This is a genomic window from Amorphus orientalis, assembly GCF_030814015.1.
GTDB lineage: Bacteria > Pseudomonadota > Alphaproteobacteria > Rhizobiales > Amorphaceae > Amorphus > Amorphus orientalis.
This window is the reverse complement of the sequence record NZ_JAUSUL010000008.1, coordinates 12731-38910: the sequence shown is the minus strand read 5'-3', so window position 1 is coordinate 38910 and position 26180 is coordinate 12731. Positions and strand designations below refer to the sequence as shown.

At 60.6% G+C, this 26180-nt stretch carries 26 protein-coding genes; 11 read left to right on the top strand and 15 right to left on the bottom strand.

The features are described from left to right. The first annotated feature begins 104 nt into the window (after positions 1-104). The 11 genes from J2S73_RS21065 to J2S73_RS21015 all read left to right on the top strand — a co-directional run bounded on the left by J2S73_RS21065 (position 105) and on the right by J2S73_RS21015 (position 5510). The gene (locus tag J2S73_RS21065; RefSeq protein WP_306887678.1) at positions 105-803 is read left to right on the top strand and encodes a DUF2786 domain-containing protein; all 699 of its coding nucleotides are present in this window, start codon (positions 105-107) and stop codon (positions 801-803) included. A gap of 65 nt (positions 804-868) precedes the next feature. Further along, entirely contained in the window at positions 869-1822 is a 954-nt protein-coding gene (locus J2S73_RS21060; RefSeq protein WP_306887677.1) for a ParB/RepB/Spo0J family partition protein, read from the top strand. A 54-nt stretch (positions 1823-1876) separates the two neighbouring features. Beyond that, positions 1877-2080 carry a hypothetical protein gene (locus tag J2S73_RS21055; protein WP_306887676.1) on the top strand — a complete coding sequence of 68 codons (204 nt, stop codon included), beginning with the start codon at positions 1877-1879 and terminating at the stop codon, positions 2078-2080. Then, positions 2077-2568 (top strand): DUF3310 domain-containing protein, encoded by a 492-nt coding sequence (locus tag J2S73_RS21050; RefSeq protein WP_306887675.1) that lies wholly within the window; start codon positions 2077-2079, stop codon positions 2566-2568. The genes J2S73_RS21055 and J2S73_RS21050 overlap by 4 nt, the downstream gene beginning before the upstream one ends. 12 nt (positions 2569-2580) lie before the next feature. After that, positions 2581-2880 (top strand): DUF2312 domain-containing protein, encoded by a 300-nt coding sequence (locus J2S73_RS21045; RefSeq protein WP_306887674.1) that lies wholly within the window; start codon positions 2581-2583, stop codon positions 2878-2880. A gap of 47 nt (positions 2881-2927) precedes the next feature. After that, the gene (locus J2S73_RS21040) at positions 2928-3077 is read left to right on the top strand and encodes a hypothetical protein (protein ID WP_306887673.1); all 150 of its coding nucleotides are present in this window, start codon (positions 2928-2930) and stop codon (positions 3075-3077) included. Continuing rightward, positions 3077-3418, top strand: coding sequence for a DUF7768 domain-containing protein (locus J2S73_RS21035; protein ID WP_306887672.1), 342 nt, complete (start codon positions 3077-3079; stop codon positions 3416-3418). The genes J2S73_RS21040 and J2S73_RS21035 overlap by 1 nt, the downstream gene beginning before the upstream one ends. Beyond that, a complete protein-coding gene (locus tag J2S73_RS21030; protein WP_306887671.1) occupies positions 3415-3636 on the top strand; it encodes a hypothetical protein in 222 nt (73 codons plus the stop codon). The genes J2S73_RS21035 and J2S73_RS21030 overlap by 4 nt, the downstream gene beginning before the upstream one ends. After that, entirely contained in the window at positions 3620-3925 is a 306-nt protein-coding gene (locus J2S73_RS21025; protein WP_306887670.1) for a hypothetical protein, read from the top strand. The genes J2S73_RS21030 and J2S73_RS21025 overlap by 17 nt, the downstream gene beginning before the upstream one ends. Before the next feature lie 251 nt (positions 3926-4176). Further along, complete coding sequence (locus J2S73_RS21020) at positions 4177-5178, top strand: DNA-methyltransferase (RefSeq protein ID WP_306887669.1); 1002 nt, start codon at positions 4177-4179, stop codon at positions 5176-5178. 23 nt (positions 5179-5201) lie between these two features. After that, on the top strand, positions 5202-5510 hold the full coding sequence (locus J2S73_RS21015; protein WP_306887668.1) for a hypothetical protein: 309 nt from the start codon (positions 5202-5204) through the stop codon (positions 5508-5510). Here J2S73_RS21015 and J2S73_RS21010 read toward each other — a convergent pair. From J2S73_RS21010 to J2S73_RS20940, 15 genes are all read right to left on the bottom strand, one after another. After that, on the bottom strand, positions 5488-5874 hold the full coding sequence (locus J2S73_RS21010) for a DUF1515 family protein (protein ID WP_306887667.1): 387 nt from the start codon (positions 5872-5874) through the stop codon (positions 5488-5490). The genes J2S73_RS21015 and J2S73_RS21010 overlap by 23 nt on opposite strands. A 159-nt stretch (positions 5875-6033) precedes the next feature. Continuing rightward, positions 6034-6330 carry a hypothetical protein gene (locus tag J2S73_RS21005; protein ID WP_306887666.1) on the bottom strand — a complete coding sequence of 99 codons (297 nt, stop codon included), beginning with the start codon at positions 6328-6330 and terminating at the stop codon, positions 6034-6036. Then, complete coding sequence (locus J2S73_RS21000) at positions 6327-7178, bottom strand: glycoside hydrolase family 108 protein (RefSeq protein ID WP_306887665.1); 852 nt, start codon at positions 7176-7178, stop codon at positions 6327-6329. Before J2S73_RS21000 ends, J2S73_RS21005 begins: the two co-directional genes overlap by 4 nt. Positions 7179-7272: 94 nt before the next feature. Beyond that, positions 7273-7548 carry a hypothetical protein gene (locus tag J2S73_RS20995; RefSeq protein WP_306887664.1) on the bottom strand — a complete coding sequence of 92 codons (276 nt, stop codon included), beginning with the start codon at positions 7546-7548 and terminating at the stop codon, positions 7273-7275. Continuing rightward, on the bottom strand, positions 7548-9743 hold the full coding sequence (locus J2S73_RS20990; protein ID WP_306887663.1) for a TolB family protein: 2196 nt from the start codon (positions 9741-9743) through the stop codon (positions 7548-7550). The genes J2S73_RS20995 and J2S73_RS20990 overlap by 1 nt, the downstream gene beginning before the upstream one ends. Before the next feature lie 8 nt (positions 9744-9751). Next, on the bottom strand, positions 9752-11221 hold the full coding sequence (locus tag J2S73_RS20985; RefSeq protein ID WP_306887662.1) for a WD40 repeat domain-containing protein: 1470 nt from the start codon (positions 11219-11221) through the stop codon (positions 9752-9754). 11 nt (positions 11222-11232) lie between these two features. Then, positions 11233-11664, bottom strand: a complete 432-nt coding sequence (locus tag J2S73_RS20980; protein ID WP_306887661.1) for a hypothetical protein — start codon at positions 11662-11664, stop codon at positions 11233-11235. 61 nt (positions 11665-11725) lie between these two features. Beyond that, on the bottom strand, positions 11726-14800 hold the full coding sequence (locus J2S73_RS20975) for a WD40 repeat domain-containing protein (protein WP_306887660.1): 3075 nt from the start codon (positions 14798-14800) through the stop codon (positions 11726-11728). Further along, positions 14797-15597 (bottom strand): hypothetical protein, encoded by an 801-nt coding sequence (locus tag J2S73_RS20970; protein WP_306887659.1) that lies wholly within the window; start codon positions 15595-15597, stop codon positions 14797-14799. The genes J2S73_RS20975 and J2S73_RS20970 overlap by 4 nt, the downstream gene beginning before the upstream one ends. A 7-nt stretch (positions 15598-15604) precedes the next feature. Continuing rightward, on the bottom strand, positions 15605-16306 hold the full coding sequence (locus tag J2S73_RS20965; RefSeq protein WP_306887658.1) for a hypothetical protein: 702 nt from the start codon (positions 16304-16306) through the stop codon (positions 15605-15607). 3 nt (positions 16307-16309) lie between these two features. After that, positions 16310-18700: a phage tail protein gene (locus J2S73_RS20960; RefSeq protein ID WP_306887657.1), complete on the bottom strand. Its 2391-nt coding sequence runs from the start codon at positions 18698-18700 to the stop codon at positions 16310-16312. A 195-nt stretch (positions 18701-18895) separates the two neighbouring features. Further along, the gene (locus J2S73_RS20955; protein WP_306887656.1) at positions 18896-19132 is read right to left on the bottom strand and encodes a hypothetical protein; all 237 of its coding nucleotides are present in this window, start codon (positions 19130-19132) and stop codon (positions 18896-18898) included. 6 nt (positions 19133-19138) lie between these two features. After that, a complete protein-coding gene (locus tag J2S73_RS20950; protein WP_306887655.1) occupies positions 19139-19954 on the bottom strand; it encodes a phage BR0599 family protein in 816 nt (271 codons plus the stop codon). After that, positions 19951-21225: a hypothetical protein gene (locus J2S73_RS20945; protein WP_306887654.1), complete on the bottom strand. Its 1275-nt coding sequence runs from the start codon at positions 21223-21225 to the stop codon at positions 19951-19953. Before J2S73_RS20945 ends, J2S73_RS20950 begins: the two co-directional genes overlap by 4 nt. Continuing rightward, positions 21225-26018 carry a glycoside hydrolase family protein gene (locus J2S73_RS20940; protein ID WP_306887653.1) on the bottom strand — a complete coding sequence of 1598 codons (4794 nt, stop codon included), beginning with the start codon at positions 26016-26018 and terminating at the stop codon, positions 21225-21227. The genes J2S73_RS20945 and J2S73_RS20940 overlap by 1 nt, the downstream gene beginning before the upstream one ends. Between the last annotated feature and the right edge of the window lie 162 nt (positions 26019-26180).

Below are 26180 nucleotides of genomic sequence, written 5' to 3'. Positions count from 1 at the left end.
TGAGGGCCGCGGGGTCAGTCGGCGACCGATTGCAGCAGGAAACGTCACCCCTACGACAACACCCATTGTGCATCGGAAGAAGCCCCCGAAGAAGTGAGTTCTCCATGGTCGACAAGGGGAAGATCGCCGCCCGGATAAGGGCGCTCCTGGCCAAGACAACCGAGAACGGCTGCACCGAGGACGAGGCGGTTTCGGCGGCGGCCAAGGCGGCTGAAATGCTTTCCCGCTACAACCTCACCCTCGACGAGGTCCAGGTGCGCGAAAGTTCCTTTCGTCGTCATCGGGAGATCTACAACGACCCGGTGGGTGAGAGGCTTTGGAAAGTGGCTTCGGCAATCGCGGATCTGACCGGCTGTCGATATTGGAAAAGCCCGCGGGGCTCCAGCCGCGAGACAATCGACTTCTTCGGTTTCGATCACGAGGTCGACGTCGCTCGGTATCTTCTGGAGATATGCCGCAATGCGATGCTCCGCTCCCAGGCGCAAGTGAACCGGCGGTACGGCCTGCTGCGCGAGGGCGCTCGGCGACGCAAGGTTAACCCGTTCCTCGACGGGATGGCCGACCGGTTGGCTCAGCGGATACGCGCCCTCAAGACGGCGGAGCCAACCGGCAAAGGACTAGTGGTTCTGAAGGGTCAACTCATCGACGAGGCCCTGGCTGACGCCGGCATCGGGATCAAGCAGGCACGTGCGAGGCCCAGCCGTAAAGCCGAGGACACCTATGTAGACGGAGTTCGGGCAGGAGACGAGGTAGCCCTAAACCCCGGCGTTCGGGGCGACCAGTCGATAAAATTGATCCGATAGTCACTTTCTAATTGCTTTCACACATTTTAGAGAGTAATTGTTCGCTATCGGAAAGGGAGACACCAATGGCTGGAATCAAAGATATTGCGAAGGGGCGGAGTGACCTTTTTCGGGTTCACACCTCGGACCTCCACATCAAGGAAGGCTGGAACAGCCGGGACTTTGACGACCCGGAGAACAAGGAACACGTCGACAAGCTCGCCCAGTCGATCGCGGCCGTCGGCGTCAAACAGCCTCTGACCGCTTATCTGGAGGGCGGGAAGCTTTACATCGAAGACGGCGAGTCGCGCTTCCGCGGTGCACTTCGGGCGATCGAGGAGTACGAGGCAGACCCGGACATGCTCCTCAGCGTCCGGATGAGCGATAAGGAAGCGTCGGACGCCGATCGCGTCCTTTCCCAGATCGTCCGCAACTCGGGGAAGCCCTTCTCGCCGTTGGAGACGGCGACTGTATACAAGCGGCTCAAGGAACTGGGCCTGAGCGACTCGGAGATCGCACGGCAGACCGGGGTCAGTCGGGTGTACGTTGCGCAGTTGGTCGGTCTCGCTGACATGCGCGACGAGATCAAGGATCTGGTTCGGAAGGGCCGCATCTCCGCCACCCTGGCAATCGAGACGGTTCAGGGCTGCGGAGGTGATGAGGACGCGGCTCTGAAGGTGCTGCGTGATGCCGTCGCGGCGGCGAACGAAGCCGGAAAAGAACGTGCGACAGCGAAGCATGTTCGCAGCGCCAAAGAGCCCAGGGGTTCCGATGAAGGGGGAGGTGGTGAAGGTGACTTGCCTGCGCCGAGCCCGAAGGCTCCCAAGGCCCCAACGAAGGCAGAGAAAACCAGCGCGCGCGTTGAAGAGCTGCAACGCTGTTTTAAGCGCATGAAGTCCGACCACGATGGGTGGGTTCGCATCCCCGTCGAGGACTACGAGGCGATCGCCGGGCTCCTGGACCTCCCCTTCGATCTGCCGGCTCACCTGGGCGCTCCCCCTGCTCCTTCGACTGAAATCGAGGACGAAGACGTTTGTTGATTGGCACATATTAGGTGCTATGGTACTGACAGGTGCCCCTTGGGTGAGGTTGTCATGATCAAGGTGAAGCTCAGCGCACCCCGAGCCCATGGTTGGTTCGACAAGATTGTTCAAGTTGTGGGTGGGGCGCCTAGCGGGGACGCGAAGGTGATGGCGACATCAGTCGGGACTTTCCTTCTGGGGAAGGACGGGACTTGGCGGCATGCCGCCGATCCCAAGGTGACAATCGAGCATTTTTCGCTGCGAGGATTGGCGTGACAAACCAGAAGACGAACGCACTCGACCGGCAGGTATCCGGCGGTCACTACAAGAGATTTCCCATCCAACCGGTCGAAGTAATCGCCGCGAATGGATACGACTTCTTCCTGGGCAACATCCTCGAATACGTCATTCGAGCCCCGTTCAAAGGCGGGAAGTCGGATCTTGAGAAAGCCCTGCATCACGCCGAGCTTCGCCGGGATGTGTTGAAAGCCAAGCCGAAACGCCTCGCAGTTCGGAAGGCCAACGGCTTCCTGAACTGGGCCTGGGCTCTGAAGCTCAAGTGGACCGGCCCGGACGCATCGGACGCCACGCCGATCCCGATGTCAGAGTTCATCCAGGTCAACCACATTCCCGAGTATGACGACCACGTCCTCTACGCCCTCGACGAGTGGCACCAGGGTCGCATCTCCGCCGACTACTTTATCACGACGCTCCGGATCTATGTCCGGAACCGGTTTCCTGACGACCAACAGGCACTTTTTTAGTGAGAAACACCTATGGCGAAGAACTACGATGACGATGATGTCGTTGGCGGGGACGACCTCTCCGGCGGCTCGAATGCCGGCGGCGTCGCCGCTGATCAACTCCGCCAGTTCGTCGAGCGCATCGAGAACCTGGAGGAGGAGAAGAAGACCATCTCCGACGACATCAAGGACGTTTACGCCGAAGCCAAGGCGAACGGCTACGACACGAAGACGATGCGGAAGGTGGTCGCCCTTCGGAAGAAGGAAAAAGAGGAGCGCCAGGAGGAGGAAGCCCTTCTCGACCTTTATCTCCACGCGCTCGGGATGATCTGACAATGGGGCGCACGGCAGGTCAGCGAACGATCTACTGCGAAGTCACCATGACCACAGATGACGCCGTCCTGGTCGATCATCAGGACGAAGAGTTCTGGGTCCCCCGGTCGGTGTGCCTCGACGGCCAGTCGATCGAGGAGGGGGACTCCGATCTTGTTGTGGCGGACTGGTGGCTTCGGGACAGGGGCATCTTCTGATGAAGCGCGTCGTGATCGAGAGCCCATTTGCCGGTGGCGCCGCGCAGCGAAAGCGAAATATGGCGTACCTCCGCGCCGCCATGGCCGACTGTCTGTCGCGGGACGAGGCGCCCTTCGCCTCCCATGCGCTCTACACGCAACCCGGCGTCCTCAACGATCTTATCCCCGCCGAGCGCCACAAGGGCATCATGGCCGGGTTCGAGTGGGGCAGGTTGGCTGATGCAACCGTTGTCTACGCGGACCTGGGAGTGTCCGAGGGGATGTCAGCGGGGATCGCCAATGCGGTCAGTGAGGGTAGGCCAGTCGAGTACCGGAGCTTGCCTGGTTGGGGCGCGGAATGAAGCTCGATTTCCTCATCCGCTGGGCAGAGCGTCACCGCGGGCTGCGAAGCATATCGATTGCCAGGGCTCCGGACGGGGACGCTTGGCAGGTTGGTTGCCTCGTCCAGGGCGAATACGCAGCGCGCTACAACGAGGGGCGCGACCCGATCGAGGCGATGGAAAAAGCCCTGAGGAGCTTGCCGAGAAAGGAGAACGGTGAGGATGACGACGTTGTCTGATGGCGAACGGCTGGGGGCGTTTCTCACGGCGCGCAACGCGATCGATCAGATGGTCGAGCTTCAGACCAAGCTGAAGGCCATCAACAACGGCCGGTTCGATGCGATCGTTCAGGGGCAGTATTTTGAGGGTCGGTTGGACCCGGAACGACGGGCGGCGCTCAAAGCCATGCTCCGCGAGCAAATTCACGAGGAGATGAGCGATGCCGCCAAGAAGCTCGAGTCGGTCGAGAAAGACCTCGGAGGCTGGGCGCCTCGAAGCGATGTTGAGGAGACTCGCCAGGGCGGGTGAACTCAATCACTTGACGCTCTGGGCGAACGCGCGCGGCCTCTTCGAGGCTCGATTCCGCGAGGTCTCAGGTCATGGGCCTCTGAAGTCTGGGGTGTCCAAAGACCCTGTTGATGCGATCAGCGAGGCGTTGGCGTACCGGTCACAGTCCGCCCCGAAGGCGAGGTTGTCCGACGATGACATCCTCTAACGCGTTGGTTCGAGCGCTGATCAGAATTCAGCCCGTCGGCGTCTGAAGTATCAGGAGCTTTTTAGTGATCGAGCTACATCGGGGTGACTCAAGAAAAGTTATTGAGCAACTGGCAAAAGATTGTATACAGGTTCACGCAGTCGTCACTGATCCTCCATACCATCTTCTTTCGGTTGTGAGGCGCTTTGGTAAACAAAGTTCAAAGAAAGCAAAGGTCGGAAGGGACGGTCGTTTCTCCCGGCAATCAGATCGTTTCGTTGGTAAATCTTGGGACAGTGGTGAAAGTGGAAGCCTAATCGCCCAAGATGCGCAATTCTGGGCTTTGTTGGCGGAGATAATACTACCTGGGGGGTATGTTGCCGCCTTTTCGTCAGCTCGGACTGGGCATCTCCAGGCGGCTGCGATGGAACAAGCCGGTTTCGTCATGCACCCGTTTATCTGCTGGGTCTACGGGACCGGCATGACGAAAGCAAAGTGTGCTGTGCGCGCACTCGGGGCCAATGAGCAGGCCAACAATTGGGGTGGGTGGTACTACGGGACGGCCAGTCGGAAGGTTGCCGTGGAGCCCATCTATATCGCGCAGAAGCCGTTCTCGGAGAAGAACGCCCGCGAGAACATCCTGAAGCACGGTGTAGGCCCTGTGAATATCGAGGGGTGTAGACCTGCGTCGGGACGTTGGCCGGCAAATTTCATCCACGACGGTTCTCGGGAAGCCCTGGCTCTATTGCCGGAGGGGGCGGGTGAGTTCTTTGAGAGCTATGCCAACCCGTTTCCCGATCCCGTCATCTACCACAGGAAGGCAAACAAGGAGGATCGATCCGGGTCTACACACCCAACCGTCAAGCCAGTTGCCCTCATTCGATCGCTTATTCGCCATGTCACGCCACCGGGTGGGATCGTCCTCGATCCCTTCGCGGGGTCGGGCACAACCGGAGAAGCGGCACGCCAAGAGGGCGTAGATTGCATCCTCATTGAACAAGAGGATGAATACGTCGATGGGATGATGTCGCGTCTGAATCTGAGGGATGGGGCCGACGTCTATCTTGAATTGTTGGGGCGCAAATGAGTAAGCGCCCAAGGGAGTCGCGTATGTATTTTGAAACGAACGTGGAAACCGGCCGAGACTTGCCCAACCTTCCCTTCATCGACGCAGGTGGTGGGTTCCCCTACTGGTCGGTCGAGGGGAGCGATGACTGGAGCCGCGATGTTAAGCGCGGTGCCGAGTACGCCCGGTTGGCCGTTCGCGAGGTGCGAGATCGCGACGACCCGGGACTGCTCGGGAAGATCCTGCGTGACATGATGCATCGGGAGGCTATCGAGGGAGAAGCCAGTGGTGCCGGGGTCGGCTTCATCACTGAAATCTCCCGGATGTCGATCAGAGGTTCTGCAAGAACTTGATCATCTTATCCCAGTAAATGTACAGGGTCGTGGCTGCGACTGACCCGATGCCTGTACCCGCAATGCCAGCCGCGGCGAGAAACCCAACGCCGCGCTGGCGAAGCGACCGGACGAATTCGATGGTCGGCTTCACGTCTTCCTCGTAGGAGGTGTCCAGGGATTTGAGCGACGCCTCGACCTCCGCCATTCGTCTCGCGGAAGTGTCCAGGCGCTCGTAAACCCGGCTGAGACCCGCGTTTGACCTCTCCTCCATCCGCTTGACATCGGCCCGCGTGGCTTCGACGCTTGCCGTCAATCGCCCCACTGCCTCGTAGAGCCGGGCGACCTCAGAGGGCGGTAGTGGGCTCCCACTCGTTGGGCTCATCAGTACCCTCCTTTCGGAGACCAGCCACACCATTTGGTGCCAAAGCTGTTGTGGGAATCCATCTCGATCTTTCGAGCTAGGCTGAACGCCCCGTACTCGGCCGCCGTCGGCCGCATGGGCTGGTTTGTCTGGCACCACGCGTTGGAGCCCGCATCGGGATCAGTCGCGCAGCCAGCGATTGTTGCGGCGATCAAGCTCAGACTCAGAACGAGCGCGGGAACGCTTCTCGTGGTCGCGATAGTCATCGACGAAATCCTCTTCCCGTCGCTTTTGAAGGTCGTCCCGGGCTTCCCAGCCAGCCTGCCGGGCTCGGCGATCGACGACCGCTAGAAAGACGGCGACTGCTAATGCAGTCGCCGCTTTACGCCCTAGGTAGACCCAGGCGACGACGGTGAGGGCTCCGCCGCCAATTGCCAGGGTCCACCAGGGGATCGAGTTGTTGAACCAATCGGTCATGCCGTCGCCACATCGAGCGACTCCTCAAGAGCCGCCTGCTTGCGCTTCGCCCAGATCCGATAGGCGATGCCGCCGAGGGTGAATGCGATGCCCGCGATCGTCAGGCCGACCAGGATCGAGTCCACGAGGCCGCCGTCGCCCGCCAGGGGGACAAGCGTGGTTTTGGCCTCCGCGATCGCTTGGGCGCCACCACCGGCACCAAGGCCCCCGCCAATGAGCGCGTCTGCGACGCCCGTCGGCGGTGCTTTCTTGGCGTCTTCGATTTCGGCCTTGGCGCTGCCGCCCTCATGCCAGTGGATGGCCGGGCCGACCGAGCCCCGAGCCCACGCCTGACCGGTTGCGCGCACATCATTGACGCGAGCGGTCCAACCGCGGCCGAAATATTTCCAGGTCGAAAGGGCTTTCAGAAAGGCCCTGCGGAGCTGGAGGATCTTGACAATGAGGAGGTCGTGATCATTGACCGCCCGGAGGGCGTCCATGGTCATGATCCCAATGAGGCCATCCACGCGACCCGTGTAAGCCGATCCCAGGGCACGCTGGAGCCACTTCACGGAGCGGGACGGTCCCGAGTTCACGGCGCCGTCGAAGACGACGTAGGCGACGCCCGGCGGAAGCTCATCGCCGTGAATGACATTCCAGTATTGGCGCCGGTAGATGGCGTCGCGCTCGCCGTTGGTGATGTTCCAGACATCCCGTTTTCCGAGGCCCAAGCGCGAGCGATAGGCGTCATAGGTGCGCTGCGTGATGCCCTGGTTGGTGCGGCCACCGGGATCATTCGGGTGGTCTGCCTTGCCGCCCTCATGGACGAGGACCTTAGCGAGGGCATTCGAGAAGTTCGACTGGGTCATTTTCCCGCTCTCCAGAAGTGAAATACACTTATAAAGTGATTTGCACACTACTACTGGAGAGCCCCGATTTCAACGGCTTGCCGTCGCAAAATCCTCAATAAGCCAATGCCGTTATATCGAGGGTGTCCGCGCTCATGGCGCGCACCCAAACCCCGGCATTTTCGGGGAGGTTCGAGGCGGTAAACGTCAGCGGCAACTCGTCGACGTCGCTCCCGATGATAAGACCCGCGGCAGAGAGCTGGGGCTCTGAGTCGCCGACGTGGACACGGATCTGTCCGTTGCTGACCATTTGGATTGCGACCGTGGTGGCGCCTTGCCCGACGCGGGTCCATTCGGTGTTCCGCAATGTGATCTGATCGGTGCTTGCCATTATCCAATCCTCAAACTTGGGGTGCCCCAGAGGGTCACGCCCGATCCAATGGTGACACCGCGATCGGTCAACCCAAGGGCCACCCCGCCGAGGCTGAGTGATTGATAGTCCCGCCCCCTAACTCGGAATGCAGGGAAAGTTGCGTCCATGGTGATGTGATCGCGATAGTTGAGCTTCCCCGATGCGCGGAACGCTGGGAGCGAGATCGGCCCCATGATTTGAACGGGGTGCCCAGCAAGGCCGTCGATCACCAGGGCGGGAAAGCGGCCATTCGCGTCGATGCGATAGGGGACAGACAGGAAAGCGTCGAACCCGAAGGTCGGCAATGTGACCGCGGCAATGGCAGCGAGCGGGACATTCACCTCCCCCTGAGCAGCGAACAAGGGGAAGCGAATCTCCGCAGGTCCGCCAGGGGGGGCAAGCCCCTCGCCGAGGATCTGGAATTGAGGGAACCGCGCCGCCGACCGGACAGTGTAGTCGTCGGGGATGTGAACCTCGATCTCACCCCGGAGGTGGAACGGAGGCGCATCGAGCGCCCCGGCACCTTCAATGGGGTAACCCCCTAGACTGCCGACGGACAAACCGGGGAAATTGAGTTCGACGAAGGCCCCCAGAGGCACGTTCACCGAGCCTTCGACCGAGAACGCCTGGAAGCCCCCTTCTCCTTCAATGACGATCGGAACGCCAACCTCACCATCTGCCTCAAACGTCGGGAAGGAAAGCTCGACTGCACCACCGTTCGGGACCAGCGCCTCACCGGCTGCCGAGAGGACGGGGAAAGTTACTTTCGCATCAACTGTGACGATGCGCGCCTCGGCCTCGCCCTCCGCTTTGAAGCGGGGGAGACTAGCCCCACCGCTCAGCAGGAGGTCCCATTCGAGGGAGCCGTCGCTCTGGAGTCGCGGGAAGATGACTTCGCTCTGGATCTTATTGCCAAGTCTGGCTTCCGCCGCGGCCGTCAGGGCGGGGAACGTCGTCCAGGCGTACAGATACGGATTCGCCGGGGGACCCTGGTCCAGGCTCATTCCCATGGACTCGACCGTGAGATAGGCGGCCTGGACCTCTACCGGGGGAAGAATGGGAGGAGGGGTTTGATCCGTCGACAGGGCGAAGTTCGTCGCGGCCGACGGGAAGGTCACCTCACCGGAGACCTCAATCGGAAGGAGGTCGACTTCTGCGTCTAGGGTGAATGTTGGATAGCTGAGCGCACCAGAGGATTTCGGGCTTCGAAAGACCGCGATAGAGTCCGTCGGAAACCCGTTCGCCATTGCGATTGTCTTGCGATCTTCCGTGATGTCGGCCCGGCCTTGGCCAACATCGTATCCACCAAAATCGACGTCCTGATTGAATGAGAGTGTGGAACCGTCGAAGTTGAATAGGGGACTGGGATCACCCCCGCCATAGAGGACCAGGAGCGAGTCGATCGACAGGAAGAAACTGGCTTCTACCCTCGGCGGTGACCCGCTCACATCGCGTGCTGCGACAAGGGTGACCGCCGAGGGGGTCACCTCATATACGTGAAGGCCCGGATCAACCGAGAACGAGGCCGCCAGATGACTGCTATCAGGGGACCAGTTCAGATGGTGGCAGTATGATGTCGGGGCGACGTCAGGGGCGGGAAGTCGCGTATAGGTGTCCCCGGATCTGCGGTAGACAATGAGATTGCTGCCACCATTGTATCCGACGGCCAGATACTGACCATCAGGTGAATAGGCAACGTAGTAGGCGGTTGTTCCGGGCTTATCACCCGCAGACATCGGGATTTGACTGAACGAGCTACCGTTCTTCTTAAGTAGGTAAAGGCCCCCGCCCGATGTGTTCGTTGCGACAGCAATATGGAGGTCATCCGGGCTCACAGCGACCCTGCGGGGAAGACCTGCGGCAGAGGTGTTGAAGCGTAAGATGGAGTAGGTGCCGCCGTCCCGCTCATAGATGACGAGGTTCGATCCGATGCCTGCGTACAGAAAATCTCCGCCGGGATGAATCCGAGCTGAGTAGCCGTAGTCCCCAGAGAGGGAGGAGGTGAAAGAAAGGGACCGGTTGAACTCGGCGTTGGACAGGGTGAACGCCTGGACGTGTTGCCCCGCCGAAGTGACGCTGACCGCCGTCGAAAGGTGCGTGCCATCTGGTGTGATGGAAACGTCGTTGACGTTGTCCGACGATGCGCCGCTGAGAGGGATGCGCTCGAAGATCACTGCCCCTCCTAAGTTGAGAAGATCAGGAGTGAATCGTACTCGAACGTCAACCTGAGTTCGGCGCCTTCCGGTGTGGTGTAATCGACCGGAAACTCGACGAAGACGATCGGCGTCTGATCGGTCGCGTCGTAGATCACGACGTGTCGGTGACTCAGCGCCTCTTCCACTGCGATGTGCGTGCAGGGATCGGCGGTCAGCGACGCCAGACCGCCGGTCAGAGGGGCGAACTGGACGCCGGTCAGAACCTTGCCTCCAGCGGGCCAGCCCGCGTCTGTGACCTCGAACGCCCCCTCGGAGGTGACGTCGCCGATCGATGCGTCATCCGGGTTGAACTCCGCGGCCTCGGAGAGGAGCGTCAAGCGGGTGTTGCTGAGGTCAACTTCGCGCAGCGCAACAGAGCCGACAGCACCCCGATAGAGATGAGCCCGGCCCGAGAGGTTCAAAACGTGGCTGCTGACAGCCTGTGACCGAACACCGCTGGCGACGTTGTCCATGGCGCCAGAGAGAAGAGCGAAGGACAGGTCGGGTTGGCGCTTGAAGGCGACGCGCGAGATGGCGTCGATGAGGTAGGTGCCGCCACCGCTGAAGGTGAGCGCCTGACCAATACCCGATAGGACCTGCTCTTCAGCGAGGTAGGGGCCGGTGCGCTCATAGAGGACGGTGGAGAAAACCCCCTCCTCCTCAAAGGAAATCGCAATCGTTCGGGAGTCGGGCGATGCCACGATCGCTGTGGGCGCTCCGCGCGTCGTCTGATGGACCCATTCCAGGATCAGGTTGTCATCGACGCGGCGGTAGCCTTGGATGTAGCCATCACCGCCCACACCGAACATGAAGTCACCGTTCGAAGCCCAGGCCAGCCCGTCGATCGGCGCGCGCACCTCAAGCTCATACGCCGGCTGGAGGTCTCCTGCCTGGGGGTCCCCATAAATCGGGTGGCCATCCTCATGATAGCTGTGGCGGACCCAGACATTGGATCGGGTGCCAATCGCCTGAGCACCGACGAGGAGCTTGCCGTCAGGGGAAATCGCGGCCGCCGTGAGTTCCGTTGGGGCCGGGTAGCCGACGTCACCCCCAAGGATAAGCTGGCCGTCCGAGTCGACTATCGTCTGGGCGGCTCGGGACCGAGGGTCATCGTCCGGGGACATGAAGATGTAATCCCCGTCGGCTGCGTTGAAGAGATCGGAGCCGCCAGCCAGGATATTGGCAGACGCCGCGGGCCGGTTCTGCGTGGAGATAATCGGGTCGCTGACGTAGGGAAGCGCAAGCGTCCGGATCGTCGCGGCCGAAGAATACGTCCCAGCCCTGACAAGAAGATGCTCGCTGTCATTCACAAAGCGGAGGTACGGCGCAGGGCTTGACGCATTGTTTGCGAAGCCACCCCGGGAGTCGATTTGGACGAAGACGTCATTCGATATCTCATAGAGCCGAACGACTTCGTCAATGCTCCAGGTGGCGAGCTGTGGGTTCCCCTGCGCCATATCAGACGAACCTACGCCGCGCTCTTGGGCATCGTGGTCGTAAGCGAGACGACGGTGACGTCGATCCCGGCAACCACAGCCGTCGAGGAGAGCTTCAGATCGCCGTTCCCGGCAGTGTCGGTGACATCGCCGTCGATGACCGCGTCACCATCGCCGTCGAAGATGCGGAAGAACTGGGCCGTACCAGAGGCACCTGCCTGAACGGGGTCCACCGGGTTCGCCGTGGCGTGCCCACCGGCAGTGGTATCGACGGCAGCGGCAAACGCCGGGTCGCCGAGGGTCAGGGTGACCAGGGCCGTCTGCGCGCCAATGGCAGTCGCCACGGATGCGGGGCGGGTGCCCTCGTAGATGACCAGGGTGCCGGCAGAAGCGCCGGCATCGATAAAGCCGTTGATGGCGTCACAAGCGGCCATGGCCGCGGCGGCTGCAATGCTGACAGTCATGGGGAGATCTCCGGTTCACATATAAGGTGATATCTACTTTAAACGTGATATTCTGGCAAGGCTACTCCCGATAGAAGACGTTCACGGCGACGTAGGGGATGTAGGTCCTCGGGGTGAGAACGCCCCCGTCCCATCCGTAGCCTCCGCCACCACCATCGCCAGGGCCGCCACCTCCACCGGGTTCCCCGGGGCGGACATAGAAGTTGTCGTCACCCTCGTATTGATCGAGGCGATCGCCACCCCGGTCGTCCCGGTCGACTTCATCGGTGATGGCCCAGTCCCCAGTCTCGCCGTCGCTCTCATAGTTGATGACCTCATCCTCAGTGAGGAGCACGAGGTTGTCGCAATCAGCGAATTTGACATCGAGGATTAGACCCTCGGTTTCCCAATCAATCTGCGGGATCTCTTTCTCGATCAGGGTGTCCGTTTCAAGGTCGACGTCGAATACCGAGAATGGTTGTTCGCCGCCGTGGGCAACGACGATCGAGGCACACCCTGAGAAATCGACCGGCCCAAACTCGACCGTCTTCCGGTCGGTCTCCTCGTAGTTCAGATCGCCGTCCATGAACTTGTAGAGGACGACGTAATGACCACCGTCATCCCGTTGATAGGTTGCTGCAAAGTGACTTTCACTTGGTGAGAAGGCCAAGAACGACGCGAGCATGTCCTCGTCATACTCGGTTCCCTTGAAGAAGTAGGCGTCTTCCAAGGCGGTGTTGTAGACCTGCCGCCCCTCATCGGAAACGAAATAGGAGAAGGCCACTGGGCTCTGTGAGAAGACCATGTCGGTGACTACCGCCCCCTCCGCATGCACCTCGTAGCCCTTTTCGCGGAGGACATAGTCCTCGCGATCAATCTCGTAGACCGTAACGAAGGTTCCGGTCAGCCGTTCGACCTCAATGAAGGTGTCGTCGGGCCTTCGAACGGCGAGGGCAACCCCGTCCGGGTTCTCCCAGAGGACGTGGTTGCCTGAGTTGCTGTACTGGACGTCGGTGACCTGATCAGCGGGGTAGGTGTGCTCGAAGGAGAGGTGGGTCAGCGGTGTTCCCAGATCGTCGACGGCCCGATGCTCGCCGGTCGTGTGGACTATCTCACCGTTCGGAGAGAAGCCATCGTTTGCCGCGCCACCAACGCCCGGGCCGCTAAGGAAGGCGTAGCTGTAGAGGGTGTAGGGATCACTGGCTTTGTAGAAGCCACCATCGACGCGGAGCGCTCCACTGACGAAGTCCAACCCCGAAATTGAACCGGGGGTCGCGCCAGGGACGCCGATGAGTGAAATGCGACCTTCCAGCTCCAGGGTGTCACCGACGAGCGAGAATAACTCTAACTCGTAGTAGGTATCTACTAAGACTCGATCTCCCCCGGGGGAGAATGTGACCAGGTTGCCGTCAACCGGTGCTGATGAGACATCGCCAAATCGCTCGTCAACGATGCTATATGTCGATCCACTTGGCACCATCAGTACGAGATAAGGCGTGCTGCCCGTTGATCCGAAGTTAACGAGCACTCGCGAACGATCATAAGAAGGAGCGACTGCGCCGATCTGGCTCGATGGGCCCAATGGGTCGAACCAAGTGGGCATTGGAAGGTTGGGTAGGCGGGTGGCAGCCGCCTCGCCAAGTTCGAATATGTAACAAGCCTTATTCGTCGCCACAAAAAGCTTACCATCAGAGGTGGCGGACCTAGATTTTATGTATTCTCCCGAGAAAAATGCAAACGAGATATCGTAGGGCCGGGTAAATACACTCCCATCAAAGTTTAGTATGGTAACCCCGCCATTTGAAAAGCCACAGATCAACCGGTCGTCGGCGTACCATGACAACCAGTCGAACGTACCCCCTCCGCCTACAATGGATGAAGGAAGGGTGTTCTGGATGTAAGATTCCAGGTTCCCATCCCACTTCCACACTTCGACTTGCTGGTCATTTGCTTCGCCGGGGAGCCGCGATTCCATCGCCAGGGCACTCCCGTCGGAAGACCATGCAAAGCGAGTACCCATGGCGCCGGGGACAGCGGTTTGGGACTGCTGGATCGTAGTCAGGGTTTCCCCATCCCATGATGCGATCGTGAAACCCGCCTCTGAGCCGGTGCTGTAGGCGAACCGAGTTCCGTCGGGCGAGAATGCACCGTCGACGATGGTGAACTCAGCAGCGAACGGAAGAATTTCTTCGGACGTTTTCCCGTAAAGACCTTGGCGATTGTACATCATCGAGCCGTCCCGCGAAAACGCGACGTCGCCAGGATTGCCGATACCACCCGAACGCACCCAGCCATCTTCCGGATAAAGATGGTAGATCTGGAGATATCCCCCCGCTGTCGCCGTTAGGACGTCCCCCTCCGGGTCGAAAGTTGCTTTCCGATTGTTGCCGTCGGACGACTGGAGGGTTCCGAATGGCGTGAAGGTCAACCCATCACGCAAGTAGACGGTTAGCGGGTCGGTCGTGTCCCCGTCATCAACCACGAAGAAGCGCGAGTCCGGGGACACAGCAAGGATGCGCCCGGTAGACGGAAACCCCACGTCGGAAAAGACGTCCTCGTCCGTGGAGAACAGGGTGCTCTCCTGGTCAGTCCGGCAGTGAAGGAACGCAAAGTCCGGGGTGAAGGACAACTCCTCGACCGTGCCGACCGGCGCATCAAGCTCCATAGGATCGTCCAACCCCTCGTGGGGGCGAAAGTTCTCATCCTCATCCCGGATCTGGATCTCGATCGTGCCCGGGTTGTTTGTGGCAATCATCGCCAGGAGTCGGCTGTGATCGGCGAAGGCCGCGAATGACAGAACTCCGGGGAACTCGATCGTCTCGTTGCGCCTCATATATGTCGGCCCCGCCCGTCGCATCAGGAGCGGCCCGCCCTCGGAGTCACCACCGAAAAGCAGGAAGCGGTCGTCGTCGGAGAAAACCCGGATGCCGTCCTGCGGAATCGGGACAATGTCACTGCCGAACAGCTCCGAACCCTCGACCCGGAGGTCGTTGACCAGGGCTGCTTGGTTCCGCTTGTAGGAGAACTCAGCCCCCTCCAGCGCCGCGGCAAGAGGCGGCTCGACGTCAAAGGTGACCGGGTCCTCCCCATAAGTTCCGCTCTCGATGACTTCGATGAAGGGGAAGGTGTTGAGTTTCTTCGCGATGATCTTGGTCATAGGCGCTTCCCAAAGAAAGAAATAGCGACGTCGCGCATGGGGCCGTCGACGCTGAGGACGTCCCCGGCGTTGAATGTCTGCTCTTCATCCAGGATGATCCCTGAACTCGGCAGCTCCAGGTCTGAGAAGGCGACCCCGATCTGCTGCCCGTTTTTGCGAACGGGGCGCTCGCCGCGCGGGCTATAGTGCCTGCCGTGGTCGACGATGTTGCGAGCGTGAGAAAAATGCAGATGACCGCTGGGCAGCCAGAACGCCTCGGTTGCTGTGTAAGAAACCTCCTCGCTCGGCGACAGGGCCGACGCATAGAAGGCAATTTCCATGCGGGGCTTCCAGATGGGCGTCTCGCAGAACGCCTTCCATTCGGACCCGTTGAAACCGACGTTCAGGTAGTCGGCTTTGATGTAGGCTTTGGCGCCCGTGTAGGGATAGACCTCGGTGTCGACCGTCGCCCCCTTGAAGTAGGTGGCGTGGTTCCCATCCCTCTTCACATAGGAGTAGTTTGGGGTCGGCAGCGGCCAGATCCCCCACGGCTCCCGATAGAACTCGTTCACCATCGCGGACCAGCGGTTCATGAACACGAAGTTGAGGTTCATGTCCGCATCCCAGAGGTGTTCGCCTGCCTGCCAACCCGCCCTAACGCCCTGGCGGAGGGAGATCGACGAGTCCTGCCGCACGATGTCTTCGTACATCGGCCGTGGGAACCCAGCAGTCGGTTTGCCGGTGTCGTAGTTCCAGGAGAGGGTCCGGTTCGCATATCGGACCATCGTCGACTCGATCCAGCCGTTCTCAAGCGTCATGACGACCTCAACTCTCGTAGGGCGGGCGGGCGACGCCAGCCAGGGTGACGGAGAGGTCCATCGCATCGTAGGTTTCGCCCGACCGGAGGGTGAACGTGTCAGTCTGGGCAAACGGACCCTCAGGCCCTTCGAAGAACCGATAGACCGCGTCCTCGGGCTGTGAAAACACCCCTTCAGTGGAACCGGAAGCAAAAGTGATTGTCAGTCCGTTGTTCCCAGTCAGGACTATCGAGCCCCCAACCGGGGGGACCCGGAGACGTGCATGGGAACCCGGTGCCCCGGCCCTCAGAGTGAATTCCTCGGCCGTGACATAGTTGAAGATGGTGGCGTTCGGCCTGATGTAGCCAGGGGCGTAGAACGACAGGGTCTTCGGGATGTCGGGGAGGCTGTAGTTCAGGGGGAAGGCGAGGGTCCAATCGCTGACCAGGGGGTTCCATCGGAAGTAAGCCTGTTCGTCCTCAACAAATACCAGGACGCCGGTCGGTATTGGCATGATGTGCCAATCGTCCATGGTCCAGAACGCGAGCTGGTTCGTGTCGGGGATGATGTAGGCTTCGTCCTCCTGACCGATCGCCGGGAGCGCTGTCGTCTTGCTGCTCGCACGGGGATTTAGGGTCTGGGACATCTTGACGAGATTTTCCGTCATCATCTCTTCCCAGCCGTGCTGCGGGAAGCTCGTATGAAGTTGAAAGGAGTGCACCACTGTCATAAGTCATTCTCCGCTTTGGCCGGGGGTTCCGACCGTGAAACCAAGCCAAGGATCGTCAGGGGCGCCGGGGTTCGGCCATCCACCGTAGAAATACCCCCAGTCCGAGCCGTAGCCCTTTTTGTAAAGGCGGACATTTTCTTCGATGCCCTGGAGTGATTCCATTTCGCTCCGCATTGATACGACTTTGAGGGGGAATGCCTCGACTTGCCCGGTGCCGTAGATGTCGATTGAGTAGGACGAGCCGGTCAGCCCCCTCACGCGGCGCTCAAGCTCCTCGTACCCCCCAGGTTCCGCAGCCCAGAAACAAACCTCGGTCGTTTGTCCCGTCTCGGGGGTCACGTCCCCTTCATCCCAACGTCGATAGACGGCGTCTTCCATCTTCCGGTGACGGGTCGACCATGTGATCAACATGGCCCAGTCGCGTGGGTTGTAGTTTTCGCTGTAGTCCGGGCCAGCAAACATCAATCCGTCCATGCGGACGTTTGCCGGTCGGAACGGAAGGTAGGGTCGGGCGGGACGGCTGGTGCTGGTGACCGGCGTCAGATTGATGTCCTGGAGGCCGAGGCTGGTCCTCGGCTGAAGCTTGTAGGAGACCTGCGACCAAGCGGGCTCGGCGGTCGGATCGAGTGCATCGAAGCTGTCGTCAATGAAACGGATCGTGCTCCCGGCAGGCCATCTGTGGGGTATGGTGTCGAAAACGCCCCGAGCGACGCGCCAGAGGTTGTTTCCGAGGTCTGCGAGGAAGAGAACCAGCTCCTCTTGCCCTTCGCTCATGTAAAGTCCGTCGCCGCCTCCCAGGGTGTTGTCGATGTGGCCGACGCGGCCGACCTGCGGGCGGGACACACCTCGGACATTCTCCATATCGATCAGGACATCGCTGACGACCTCCCGATCCAAACCCTCCACAATGCCGGTCATGCCCACGGTGTTCTTCTCGCCAGCCCCTATCCAACCGGCAGCCCCGGTCGGGTCGGACGTCGGCTCGTTCAAGACGAAGGACTGAAGATCCGTCTGCTCGCGCGTCGGCGTGACGAGGGCGGCAATAATGATGAAGGGGAAGTCCCCATCGTCAACGTTCTCAGCGCCCACCATTGTCGAGACAAAGGGGTAGGGGATCGCGACGAATTTGGCGTCCAGGCCGATGAACTCGGGGCTGTTCGGGTCCTGGTCTGGAGGGGTCCATTCGGTTTCCGGGATCGAGATATACTGGGCATAGTCGGTGCCGAAGACATCCTCGACCAGGGTCACTTTGATCTGTGAATTGTCAGGCTTTCCGTAGTCGACCTCCATGACCCGCATCAGGATTCGGTCGATGCTGTGGGCGGGCCAGTTGATGCGGACCATGTCGCCGGGCTCGATCGCCCACTGGCGTCGATCGAGAAGCATCTCGGCCGATGCCAATGGCGTCGCCGCTGCAACGATGTCTCGGTTGCCCACCTTGACAGCGAGTTCCGGCGACCGAATTCCATGATAGTTGCGCGTCTCGCTGACAACCTCGCCCTGCATCGCGATATTTGCGAGATCCTGGAACGCGACGGTTTCTTCCTCCTCGGTCTCTGGATTTGTCCAGGAGACGACGACCTCGTTCACCGTCTCACCCCAGAGCTTCCGGCGGAACGTCTTGAGAACGCCATCCTCTGGTCCCAGCTCGGGGAGGGCGTTCGGATCGTAGTCCTTCCGGAGGAGTTTCAGGGTCAGGAGTCCGCTGGAGGGGCTGAAGTAGAGGAGCCCTTGGATGTGGTCCAGGATCTCCTGAACGAACGACTCGATCGTCGCCTGTTGAGCCCAGCGGAGGGACAACCCGAAGTCTTCGTCCGACAGCGTCGACGCGGCCCGGACGAACGACGCTTCGTCCAGCATCCCAGGCTCGGCGCCCATGCCCCATTCGCCGTTGGTAATGACTTCGTGCAGGATGTGTGCCGGGTTGCAGTCCCAGTAGCCATAGGAATTCACGATGATCGGCCGCACCGCCGGGAGCGTGTAAGAGCCCCGGCGAAATCGGGCCTTGATCACTGGGACTTGGGGGTAGTTGGCCGAGATCTTGAAGCCGTCGTTCTGGGTGGGTCCGAGGAAGGCAAGGCTGGCGACGCCACGGAAGCCGGGTGCGGTCTCAGGAGTTAAGCCAAAGCGCGCGGCCAGCTCGGGAGGGAGCGTCTGATCTTCCGCCCCCGTGAGCACATAGACATCCCCTTGCAAGCCGCCCTCTCGATCGATGCCCCCGAAGAGGTTCGGATTGTCGACTGCGATTTTTCCGCCCGACGCGCTGCCGCGGAAAAACTCCCGATCATTTGCGAATAGCGCGGTCAGTTCATCGACCGGCCCTATGCAATAACCGAGGTGGAAAGAGAGATAGTATTCGACCCAAGTTTGGGTTGAGCCTTTCTTACTGCCCATCACCCTCGCTCCGCTTCACTTTCAGGATATGCTCGACGATTGGGTCGCCAAGGTTCTCGACGTCGGAAGCTGGAACCCCCCTTCGGACAAGATCACGAAAGGAGATTTCGCGCAGATTGCACCACTCCCTCGCGCCACTTATGCAATAACCGGCCCTGCGAACGTCTTGTATTGAGATCATCTCACGATCAGAATTCATTTCTTTCCAGTCCTACGGCTTCTTTTGACGTGGTATTTATTGCCCCACCAGAGGAAGTTCGGACTCTTGATCGTGACTTCGCCGAATATGACCATGATCGGTCGACCGGCCTCGGCGGTTGGCCCCTCCAGCTCTGTGACAGCAGGCGGCTTCGGACCCTTCGGCTTCGGCATCAGAACGTAGCCGATGATCATCAATGCGAGGCCGAGAAGTAGACCTACAAAAGCAGCCATTATTGCTCACCAGAATGGGTGGTATCGAACTGGGTTTTTCGTCGGAATCCAGGGCATCCCGCCGAAATTGTGGATGTTGTTGTGTAAATTCTGGCAGTCATCAGTGCGGCGATTGCATCCGAGGAAAATATCGACGGTCTCTCCGACAGATAATCCCCGCAGAGGGCCGACAATATTCAATGAGTTCTCTGTAACATTATGGATCGTGCGGTATTCGGTCCCAGTATTACCCTGCCACCGCATCATCCCGCCGTTGAACTTGTGAGGCTCTACGCCCTCAGCCCAGTTCCCCGTGAGCTGGACCGAGCCCTGGCCGACGGCCGTGACCGTCGCCTGACGCGGCTCTGTTTCCGCCTTGCACTGCGGCCCGTATAGCTGGAATGGGCAAGCCAACTGCCAGTTCCGCCGCAACCCAACCCGCTTCATGGAGACGAGTGTGCTGTCGCAGGTAAGCGTGATCTGATTGTCTTGCTTGGCGACCGAAAGAACGCGGCCGGTCCAAATGACAAGCGGGTTCTCCGGGTCGGCCCGATGCCCCGCCCGAACTACGGCGCGGACGACCTGAGTCGGCGGGAAGCCGGTGAACAGAGCCGCGATGTCACTGTCGACCGGCATCTTGATATCGAGGGTGGTCTTGTCGACCTTACCGGAGGACCGATAGCTCTCACGCGAGATCGGGCGTGCAAGCCACACCACGCCGTTCCATTCGACGTCATGATCGTAGTTCGTGTAGCGATAGGCGGCACTGTCGCCATACTGAAACTCGTAGAGTTCGAACGGCGCACCACCCTCTTCGCTAACCTCGTATTCGGCGAAGCTCATATCGTCAGGTCCTCCAAGGTCTGGAAGGTCAAAGCGACCTGCGCGGAGGAACCGGTCACCCAATCGACGTCGAGGCGATCGCTGCCGAAGCGAACCGGCAGAACCCATGAGATACCCTGAAGCGTCGCGGGAGAGATTTCCTCGATAGGCATTCGCTCGACGGTCGTAATCACCGACGAGCCGGTCTCGGGGAGCGAGGTAATTGACTCGATTTTGAAGTACAGGAGGCGACCGTCCGTCATCCGCAGGAGAATTCGGCGGAAGACAGTCGATCCCGTGTAGATCGCGCCGAACGTCGGGTCGGCTATTACGATTTGACGCCCGTTGCCGCCGATCGCTTGATACGGAACATCATCTTCCCAGGTCGGCACGAGAAAAGAGTTCCGACGGCCGCGCTTCCGCATAAAGAAGTCGGTGATGTACTTCACCTCCCCGGGGTCCCGGGCGAGGTATTCGTACTTCATGATGCGGGCGGGAAAGTCATACGGGATGTGGTTCCCGATGCGACCGTAGCCGTAGTCGATGACCTCGCGTGGAAAGCTGTAGGTCATAGACGGGGATGAGGCCCAATTCGGCTTGATCTCCAGAACCTCAAGGCCGTCCAGCGTGAAGCCCGGCGCTGTGGGCTCAAAGATCTCGCTACCAGGGATCACCTCGAAAGTTACTGGCAGGCTGGCGACGCGGTTCGAATATCGCACCGACCGAGGCTCCACCCGACAATGACCAAATAGAACCGGGTGGACGGTGCTGTATGCCGGGAATGCTGACCCATCTTCGTCACTGAAGAAGATGTCGTTCGCGCTGAAGCCGCCGATGGTTCGCGGTTCCATCTGGTAGCCGGTGTAGGGGGTGGCCACCATCACAGTGTCACCGACCTCCAGCCACGCCGGGGGCGTCTCGGTTGTCGTGTCTGAGACGTACTCGGCCGCCTCGAAGGTGTATGGGCCATCCGGCGGGTTCTCCTGGTACGGAGCAACCAGCTCTTCCGTGAGAACGATGTGACGGGTGGGGTCCGGGATCACGACTGGGTACGGCAAGGCACCGGCCATGAAGTAGTCGGCAACGATTCGCTCCTGCCAACCCAGGAGCGCCGTGAATTCAATGACCCGCCGCGGGTTGTCGCGGACGGCCCGACGCTGCTCGCTGCCGACGCCTGCGGTGATAATGTCGGTCTTGTATTCAATCGACGCCCGGACGCGCTCATCCCAGTTGGGTGCAATGGGAAAAAGACGTGCCTCCGCAGGGGCCGGGATCATGTCACTCTGGGGCATCAGCGAATCCCCAGGGTGTCGCGAATCGTACTGGCGTTCGACCGCACGATATTCAAGAAGGTCTGCTCACCCGTTGCGGAGTTCAGCCCTTCACTCACGACCTGGGCGCTGTCGAAGGCGTTCACCACCTTGACAACCGGAGGGGCCGCGGGCGCAGAGGCTCCGCCGTTATTTCGGTGCCGCGGGTCGTTCTCGGTCAGCACCTCCTCACCGTTGCGGAGGATAGCGGGGACCTCGTCAGGACGAAGGCCGGCAATGCCGCCCGAGTGGTAACGGGTGGCACCAGCGAACCAGCTTGGCGCTGCCGCGCGCATGGTGGTCGCCGAGCCCGCGATGCCGCCATCGTGGAACATCCCGACGCCCATGACAGCGTTCATCCCGCCCGAGACCCATCCGCCAAACGGGGCCAGCAAGCGCAGAAGAGCCGCCTGGACGAGCATACGGCCGATCTGGATGAGGAAGTCGGACGCGAACTGTAGGAAGGCGTCACGGAGCGCCACGATGGCGTTCTCGCCGTTCGCTATCGCCTGGGCAAACTTGTCGAAGGCGTTCGTCCCAGCACCGGCCATCAGCTCGGTTATTTCCTTGGACGACCAACCGGCTGTATCACCCGTCCTGCGAAGCTGCATTTCCAGTGTGTCGAGGCGGGCCAGGGCCGCCTCGGCCTCCGGACCACCGACCGACTGCCAGAACTCGCGCGCCCGCTGGATGGCGACGAGGAGTTGCTGGTTGACCCGGTCCAGCTTCTCGTCGGTCCTCTCGAGTCCCTTGATGTCGCCGCGCTCGGCCTGCAACTCCCGGAGTTGCTGGAGAGCGGTGCGCTTCTCTTCCAGGAGGGAAATGCGCTCCTGGATCTTGGCGATGCGCTCCTTCTGCTGCTCTTCCTTCGTGAGCGCGTTGTTCAGCTTGTACATCTCTTCGGCCTGCCGACGAACGGCGGCCAGTTCCTGCTCAGTGATGTACGGGTTCTGCTGACGGGCCTCCCTCAGCTCCGCCTCGATAAACGCCTCGCGCTCTTTCCCATCGAGCTTTCGCTGTTGCTGCTCAATCTCGAACTCGTTGTCGGCGATCTGGGTTTTCGTCGCTTCGGCCGCGTCAGCGCGCGTCTTGGCCAGCTCTCGCTCAAGCTGCACCTTCTGGGCGAGGACTTCCGGTGAATCCAAGCCTTCGCCGAACATCGCCGCTTCCTTTTCGCGACGATTGCGCAGCCCCTGAACGTACTGGCCGTTGGACGTGTCGACGCCGTTGCGGATCGCCTCCTGAGCCCCGGCATAGTCACCGCGGTTGAGCGGATCGAGGATACCGTCGCGCTCCAATGAGCCGATGCCGGCGTTGTAGGCGTAGGAGACCAGGGATGTGAGCTGGCTATCCGACAGAGGTACATCGACCATCGCGTCAATCTGGGCGATCAGCCGTTCCATATCCGCTTGGGCCTGCCGCATGGCGTCAACGCGGCTGATGCTGTCACCGGCCTGAACGGGGCGACCGTTGATGCGCGTTGAGCCGTAGCCAATCGTCATCGTGCCGTAGCCGTCGTCATAGGCGTCGGTGCGGAAACTCTCATGGCCGTGGATGACGTCGAACATGCGGGGGGTGACCCGGCTGCCCTCAGCCAAGACTTCGAACTTCGCCATGTCGCGCAGACGGGCCGCTTCGATGATCTTCCGGCTGGCACCTCGCTCTTGGCCGACTGACTGAACAACCGAGGCGTAGGCTTGGTCGATCGCGGCGAGGTCCTGCATTTGCTTCATCTCGCCCTTCAGGGACGAGACTTGGCCGCGGAGCTGAGAGAGGGCGTCCTGGTACTGCTTGGCAGCCCTCACCGCCGCATCAAAAGCGCTCTCGGTCTGGTTGGTCGCACCGGTCAGATCCTCCATTGAGGTGCCGGTTTTTGCGAGGACAGCATCGACTTCTTCGAGTGTGCTATCAAATGCTTCCGCGGCGACCGCGGCATCTCCGGTCCTGATCGCGGCATCGGCCACTGCCGTAGCGTAGTCCCGAAGCTCCGAAAGAGCCTTCTTTGCGTCGATGTCGTTGATCTCGTCATTCAGCTCTTCGAACTGCTTGAGAACTTTGTCCATCTCATAGGGATCAAAGTTAGAGTACAGTTCGCGGGCAAATCTGCGGACCTTTCGCTGGTCTTCGTTGCTGAAGAACGTATCAGCGAAGCTCCCCTGAATGAGATCATTCTTGATTTTATTCTTGAATTCATCCTGGGCCTTCTCAAGAAGGTCCAGTTGCTTTGTGAAGTTTTTCTCCACATCGAAGATGCTCACATCCTCGACGGACTTTACCCAGTCACTAGCTTTGTTCTTAGCGCTCTCATAAGCGCTGACGACGGCTTCCATCACACGTCGGTGTTCATCCACCGCTTGGGTCACGTCGTCGACGCCACCAATCCAGTTCTGGATAATCTGATCGACGGCGACGGCTGCCACCGAGAACAACAGCACGACCGGGATTCGCCGCAAGGAAAGCGCTAGGACCTCTGTCGCCGATCGCGCGGCCCGGAACGCAGCCGCCGTTGAAATCGCTCCAGTGCGAAGGCCGCGAAGAGTACCCAGAGCGGCGACGCCCGCAGCCTGCATCAAGCGAAGGGAACGACGGACACCACGGACACTGAACTTGTAGAGATCCCATGCGCTTCGGCTGGCCAGCGTGGCTCGCTGCACCCCGGTAAGCCCCGAGATGATGTTCAGCGTCACCCCGTAGAGCTTCAGTGCGATGAAGCCCTTCGTTGCCAGGATTAGGAGATCCATGTTTCGAATAAAGAACGTGAGGACGTCGGTAGCCCGCCCAAGGGCAGCCCCGAGGGAGAGGAAGAAGTCTCGGCCCTCTCGGCTGCGAAAGTAACTTATCATCTCCCGGAGGGCTTCATTGAACGACTCGATGAAGCCGCCATCTCCGACGCGGAGACGAGCTTGGAAAATCTCGTTCGAGAACTTCCCAAGGAGAGTTGTCGTAGTCTTGAGAGAGCTCTGTAGCTGCGGGCCGAACCTGTCGTTCAACTGATCGGCGAACGCGATTAGGTTGCTCTCGTCGGCAAGGACATCTCCTGCCTTCATCATCGCATCGAGTTCAGCCGTCGATACGCCAATTGCGTCCGCGAAGATGTTGAACGCACCCGGCAGCCGATCGCCGAGCTGACGACGCAGTTCTTCCGAGGTCACCTTGCCCTTGGAGATCATCTGCGTCAGCGCCAGGAAGACACCCGAGGTCTGTTCCATCGAGAGTTTGTTGACCCGGGCGGCCTCCGCCACCGACAGGAAAATTTTCCGGGTGCTGTCACCCTGGAAATTCGCTGCGCTGGCCGCGACGGAGAACTTGGAGTACTCGTCCGCCAGCGTGCCAAACTCGATGCCAAGGCGACTCGCTTGGCGCTCCAACCAGCGAAGCTCCTTTCGGATCGCCGACTGGTTTTGCTCCATGACCGCCCCGAGGCGACTCGTGGTGGCCTCCAGCTTCTGGTAGGCGGAAATGACCGAGCCGACCTGATTGGCGGCGGCGTAGAGCCCGAAGTAGGCGGTCGTGAGCGAGAGCACTTCGCCGCGAAGGCGTTGCGTCAGCGACATTGCTTTGCGCGAGGCGCCGTAGACAGACTCGAACGCACCGGCCCCACTCCGCACGCGATTGTACGCGCCCGGCATCTGTTGCAGGATCGCCCGCTGTTGTTTCAGCTCCTTACCGGCGGCTGCCGCGGCGGCCTGCACCTCCCTCAAAGCGCGCGTCTGGCGATCGGTCGGGGCGACCGTGCCGTCCAAGGCAGCCGAGAGCCGCTTGGCCTCAGCGTCGAGGGTGCGGTACGCCTCTTGCGCCCGTTCCACCTCGGCCCGCTGGCGACGGAATGCGGCGGCGCTCTCGGGGTCGGTGAATCCACCGCCGCCGTCCGAATATCGGGCCATCGCCTCTTGTAGGGCTTTGGTCCGGCCGAGGGCGGCGTTTGCCTCGGCCGTGGCTTGAGTGATCTTCTCCTGGCTGATCGCGACGCCGCCAAGTTTGGATGCGGCTTCCGACGCGACGCCCTGGATTTCCTTCAGCTCCTGCTTGCCGCGGGTGACGGCATCGGCGCTCTTCTGCGACGCCTCGGCAAGCTTCTGGGTCTTGTCGGTTAGATCCTGCTCGTGCTTCGCAGCGTTGCGCAGCTCGGTTCCGGTGCTCTTGAGATCCTGGCCGAGCGTTTTCAGCTCACCGCTCAGTCGCTGATAAGCTTTGGTTGCCTCATCGGCATTCTGCCGGGCCGACTCTACTGCCCCCTCTGCGAGGGTCTGGGCAGACGCGGCCGCATTGGACCAGGGCGTGGACGACTGGTGCTTCTTGGAGGCCGTCGCCACACGTTCGAGGGCCTTCTCAGCGGCCTTCAGCTCGCGGTTGGCCTCCTGCATTTCCTTCTTGGAGGCGGCCACCGATGTTTTGAGATTCGTCTGAGTCGCTGTGAGCTGGGACTGCTTCTGACGAAGCGACTCAGTGGCCCTGGCGGCGGCCTGGGCTTCCTTGCTGACGCGCTCGAACTCAGCGCTCGCGTCGTGGGCCTCCTTCTGGAGCCGGTCCATCGCGCCCGCGGCCCGCTCCATCTGAGCGGAGACCTTGCCCAGGGCAGAGAGCCCGGAGACCTCGGCAGAGAGTTTCTTGAACTCTCTGCCGAGCTTCCCGATTACCGTGTCGACCTTGTCGGCCGACTCCTCGGTTTTCCCGTTGATCGCGACCAGTTCTTTGAGCGCGTCAGAAACCGAGTTGATCGCTCGGTTGGCCTCGTTCTTCGCCCGTATGACGAGCCTGATATCCTTGTCGGCCATCCGAACGCCTCTTAAAAGCACCTAAGAAGTGCTTTGTATCCCATAAAGGTGCCTATGCCTAGTCCTCGGCAAAGATCGCCTTCATGGTTTTGTCGAAGTGCTTCCCCGCCTTTTTGTTGAGTAGGGAGGAGACCGCCATCTGGTTGAGAGCCGCCAAGCTCG

Excerpts from the sequence above, each read along its gene's own strand:
- J2S73_RS21045 (WP_306887674.1), top strand. The coding sequence starts at position 2,581 with ATGGCGAAGAACTACGATGACGATGATGTCGTTGGCGGGGACGACCTC.
- J2S73_RS20965 (WP_306887658.1), bottom strand. The coding sequence starts at position 16,306 with ATGACAGTGGTGCACTCCTTTCAACTTCATACGAGCTTCCCGCAGCAC.
- J2S73_RS21000 (WP_306887665.1), bottom strand. The coding sequence starts at position 7,178 with ATGACCCAGTCGAACTTCTCGAATGCCCTCGCTAAGGTCCTCGTCCAT.
- J2S73_RS20970 (WP_306887659.1), bottom strand. The coding sequence starts at position 15,597 with ATGACGCTTGAGAACGGCTGGATCGAGTCGACGATGGTCCGATATGCG.
- J2S73_RS21025 (WP_306887670.1), top strand. The coding sequence starts at position 3,620 with ATGACGACGTTGTCTGATGGCGAACGGCTGGGGGCGTTTCTCACGGCG.
- J2S73_RS20960 (WP_306887657.1), bottom strand. The coding sequence starts at position 18,700 with ATGGGCAGTAAGAAAGGCTCAACCCAAACTTGGGTCGAATACTATCTC.
- J2S73_RS21055 (WP_306887676.1), top strand. The coding sequence starts at position 1,877 with ATGATCAAGGTGAAGCTCAGCGCACCCCGAGCCCATGGTTGGTTCGAC.
- J2S73_RS21065 (WP_306887678.1), top strand. The coding sequence starts at position 105 with ATGGTCGACAAGGGGAAGATCGCCGCCCGGATAAGGGCGCTCCTGGCC.
- J2S73_RS21010 (WP_306887667.1), bottom strand. The coding sequence starts at position 5,874 with ATGAGCCCAACGAGTGGGAGCCCACTACCGCCCTCTGAGGTCGCCCGG.
- J2S73_RS20985 (WP_306887662.1), bottom strand. The coding sequence starts at position 11,221 with ATGGCGCAGGGGAACCCACAGCTCGCCACCTGGAGCATTGACGAAGTC.
- J2S73_RS20995 (WP_306887664.1), bottom strand. The coding sequence starts at position 7,548 with ATGGCAAGCACCGATCAGATCACATTGCGGAACACCGAATGGACCCGC.
- J2S73_RS21030 (WP_306887671.1), top strand. The coding sequence starts at position 3,415 with ATGAAGCTCGATTTCCTCATCCGCTGGGCAGAGCGTCACCGCGGGCTG.
- J2S73_RS21015 (WP_306887668.1), top strand. The coding sequence starts at position 5,202 with ATGTATTTTGAAACGAACGTGGAAACCGGCCGAGACTTGCCCAACCTT.
- J2S73_RS21040 (WP_306887673.1), top strand. The coding sequence starts at position 2,928 with ATGACCACAGATGACGCCGTCCTGGTCGATCATCAGGACGAAGAGTTC.
- J2S73_RS20945 (WP_306887654.1), bottom strand. The coding sequence starts at position 21,225 with ATGCCCCAGAGTGACATGATCCCGGCCCCTGCGGAGGCACGTCTTTTT.
- J2S73_RS20975 (WP_306887660.1), bottom strand. The coding sequence starts at position 14,800 with ATGACCAAGATCATCGCGAAGAAACTCAACACCTTCCCCTTCATCGAA.
- J2S73_RS20950 (WP_306887655.1), bottom strand. The coding sequence starts at position 19,954 with ATGAGCTTCGCCGAATACGAGGTTAGCGAAGAGGGTGGTGCGCCGTTC.
- J2S73_RS20955 (WP_306887656.1), bottom strand. The coding sequence starts at position 19,132 with ATGGCTGCTTTTGTAGGTCTACTTCTCGGCCTCGCATTGATGATCATC.
- J2S73_RS21005 (WP_306887666.1), bottom strand. The coding sequence starts at position 6,330 with ATGACCGATTGGTTCAACAACTCGATCCCCTGGTGGACCCTGGCAATT.
- J2S73_RS20980 (WP_306887661.1), bottom strand. The coding sequence starts at position 11,664 with ATGACTGTCAGCATTGCAGCCGCCGCGGCCATGGCCGCTTGTGACGCC.
- J2S73_RS20940 (WP_306887653.1), bottom strand. The coding sequence starts at position 26,018 with ATGGCCGACAAGGATATCAGGCTCGTCATACGGGCGAAGAACGAGGCC.
- J2S73_RS21035 (WP_306887672.1), top strand. The coding sequence starts at position 3,077 with ATGAAGCGCGTCGTGATCGAGAGCCCATTTGCCGGTGGCGCCGCGCAG.
- J2S73_RS21060 (WP_306887677.1), top strand. The coding sequence starts at position 869 with ATGGCTGGAATCAAAGATATTGCGAAGGGGCGGAGTGACCTTTTTCGG.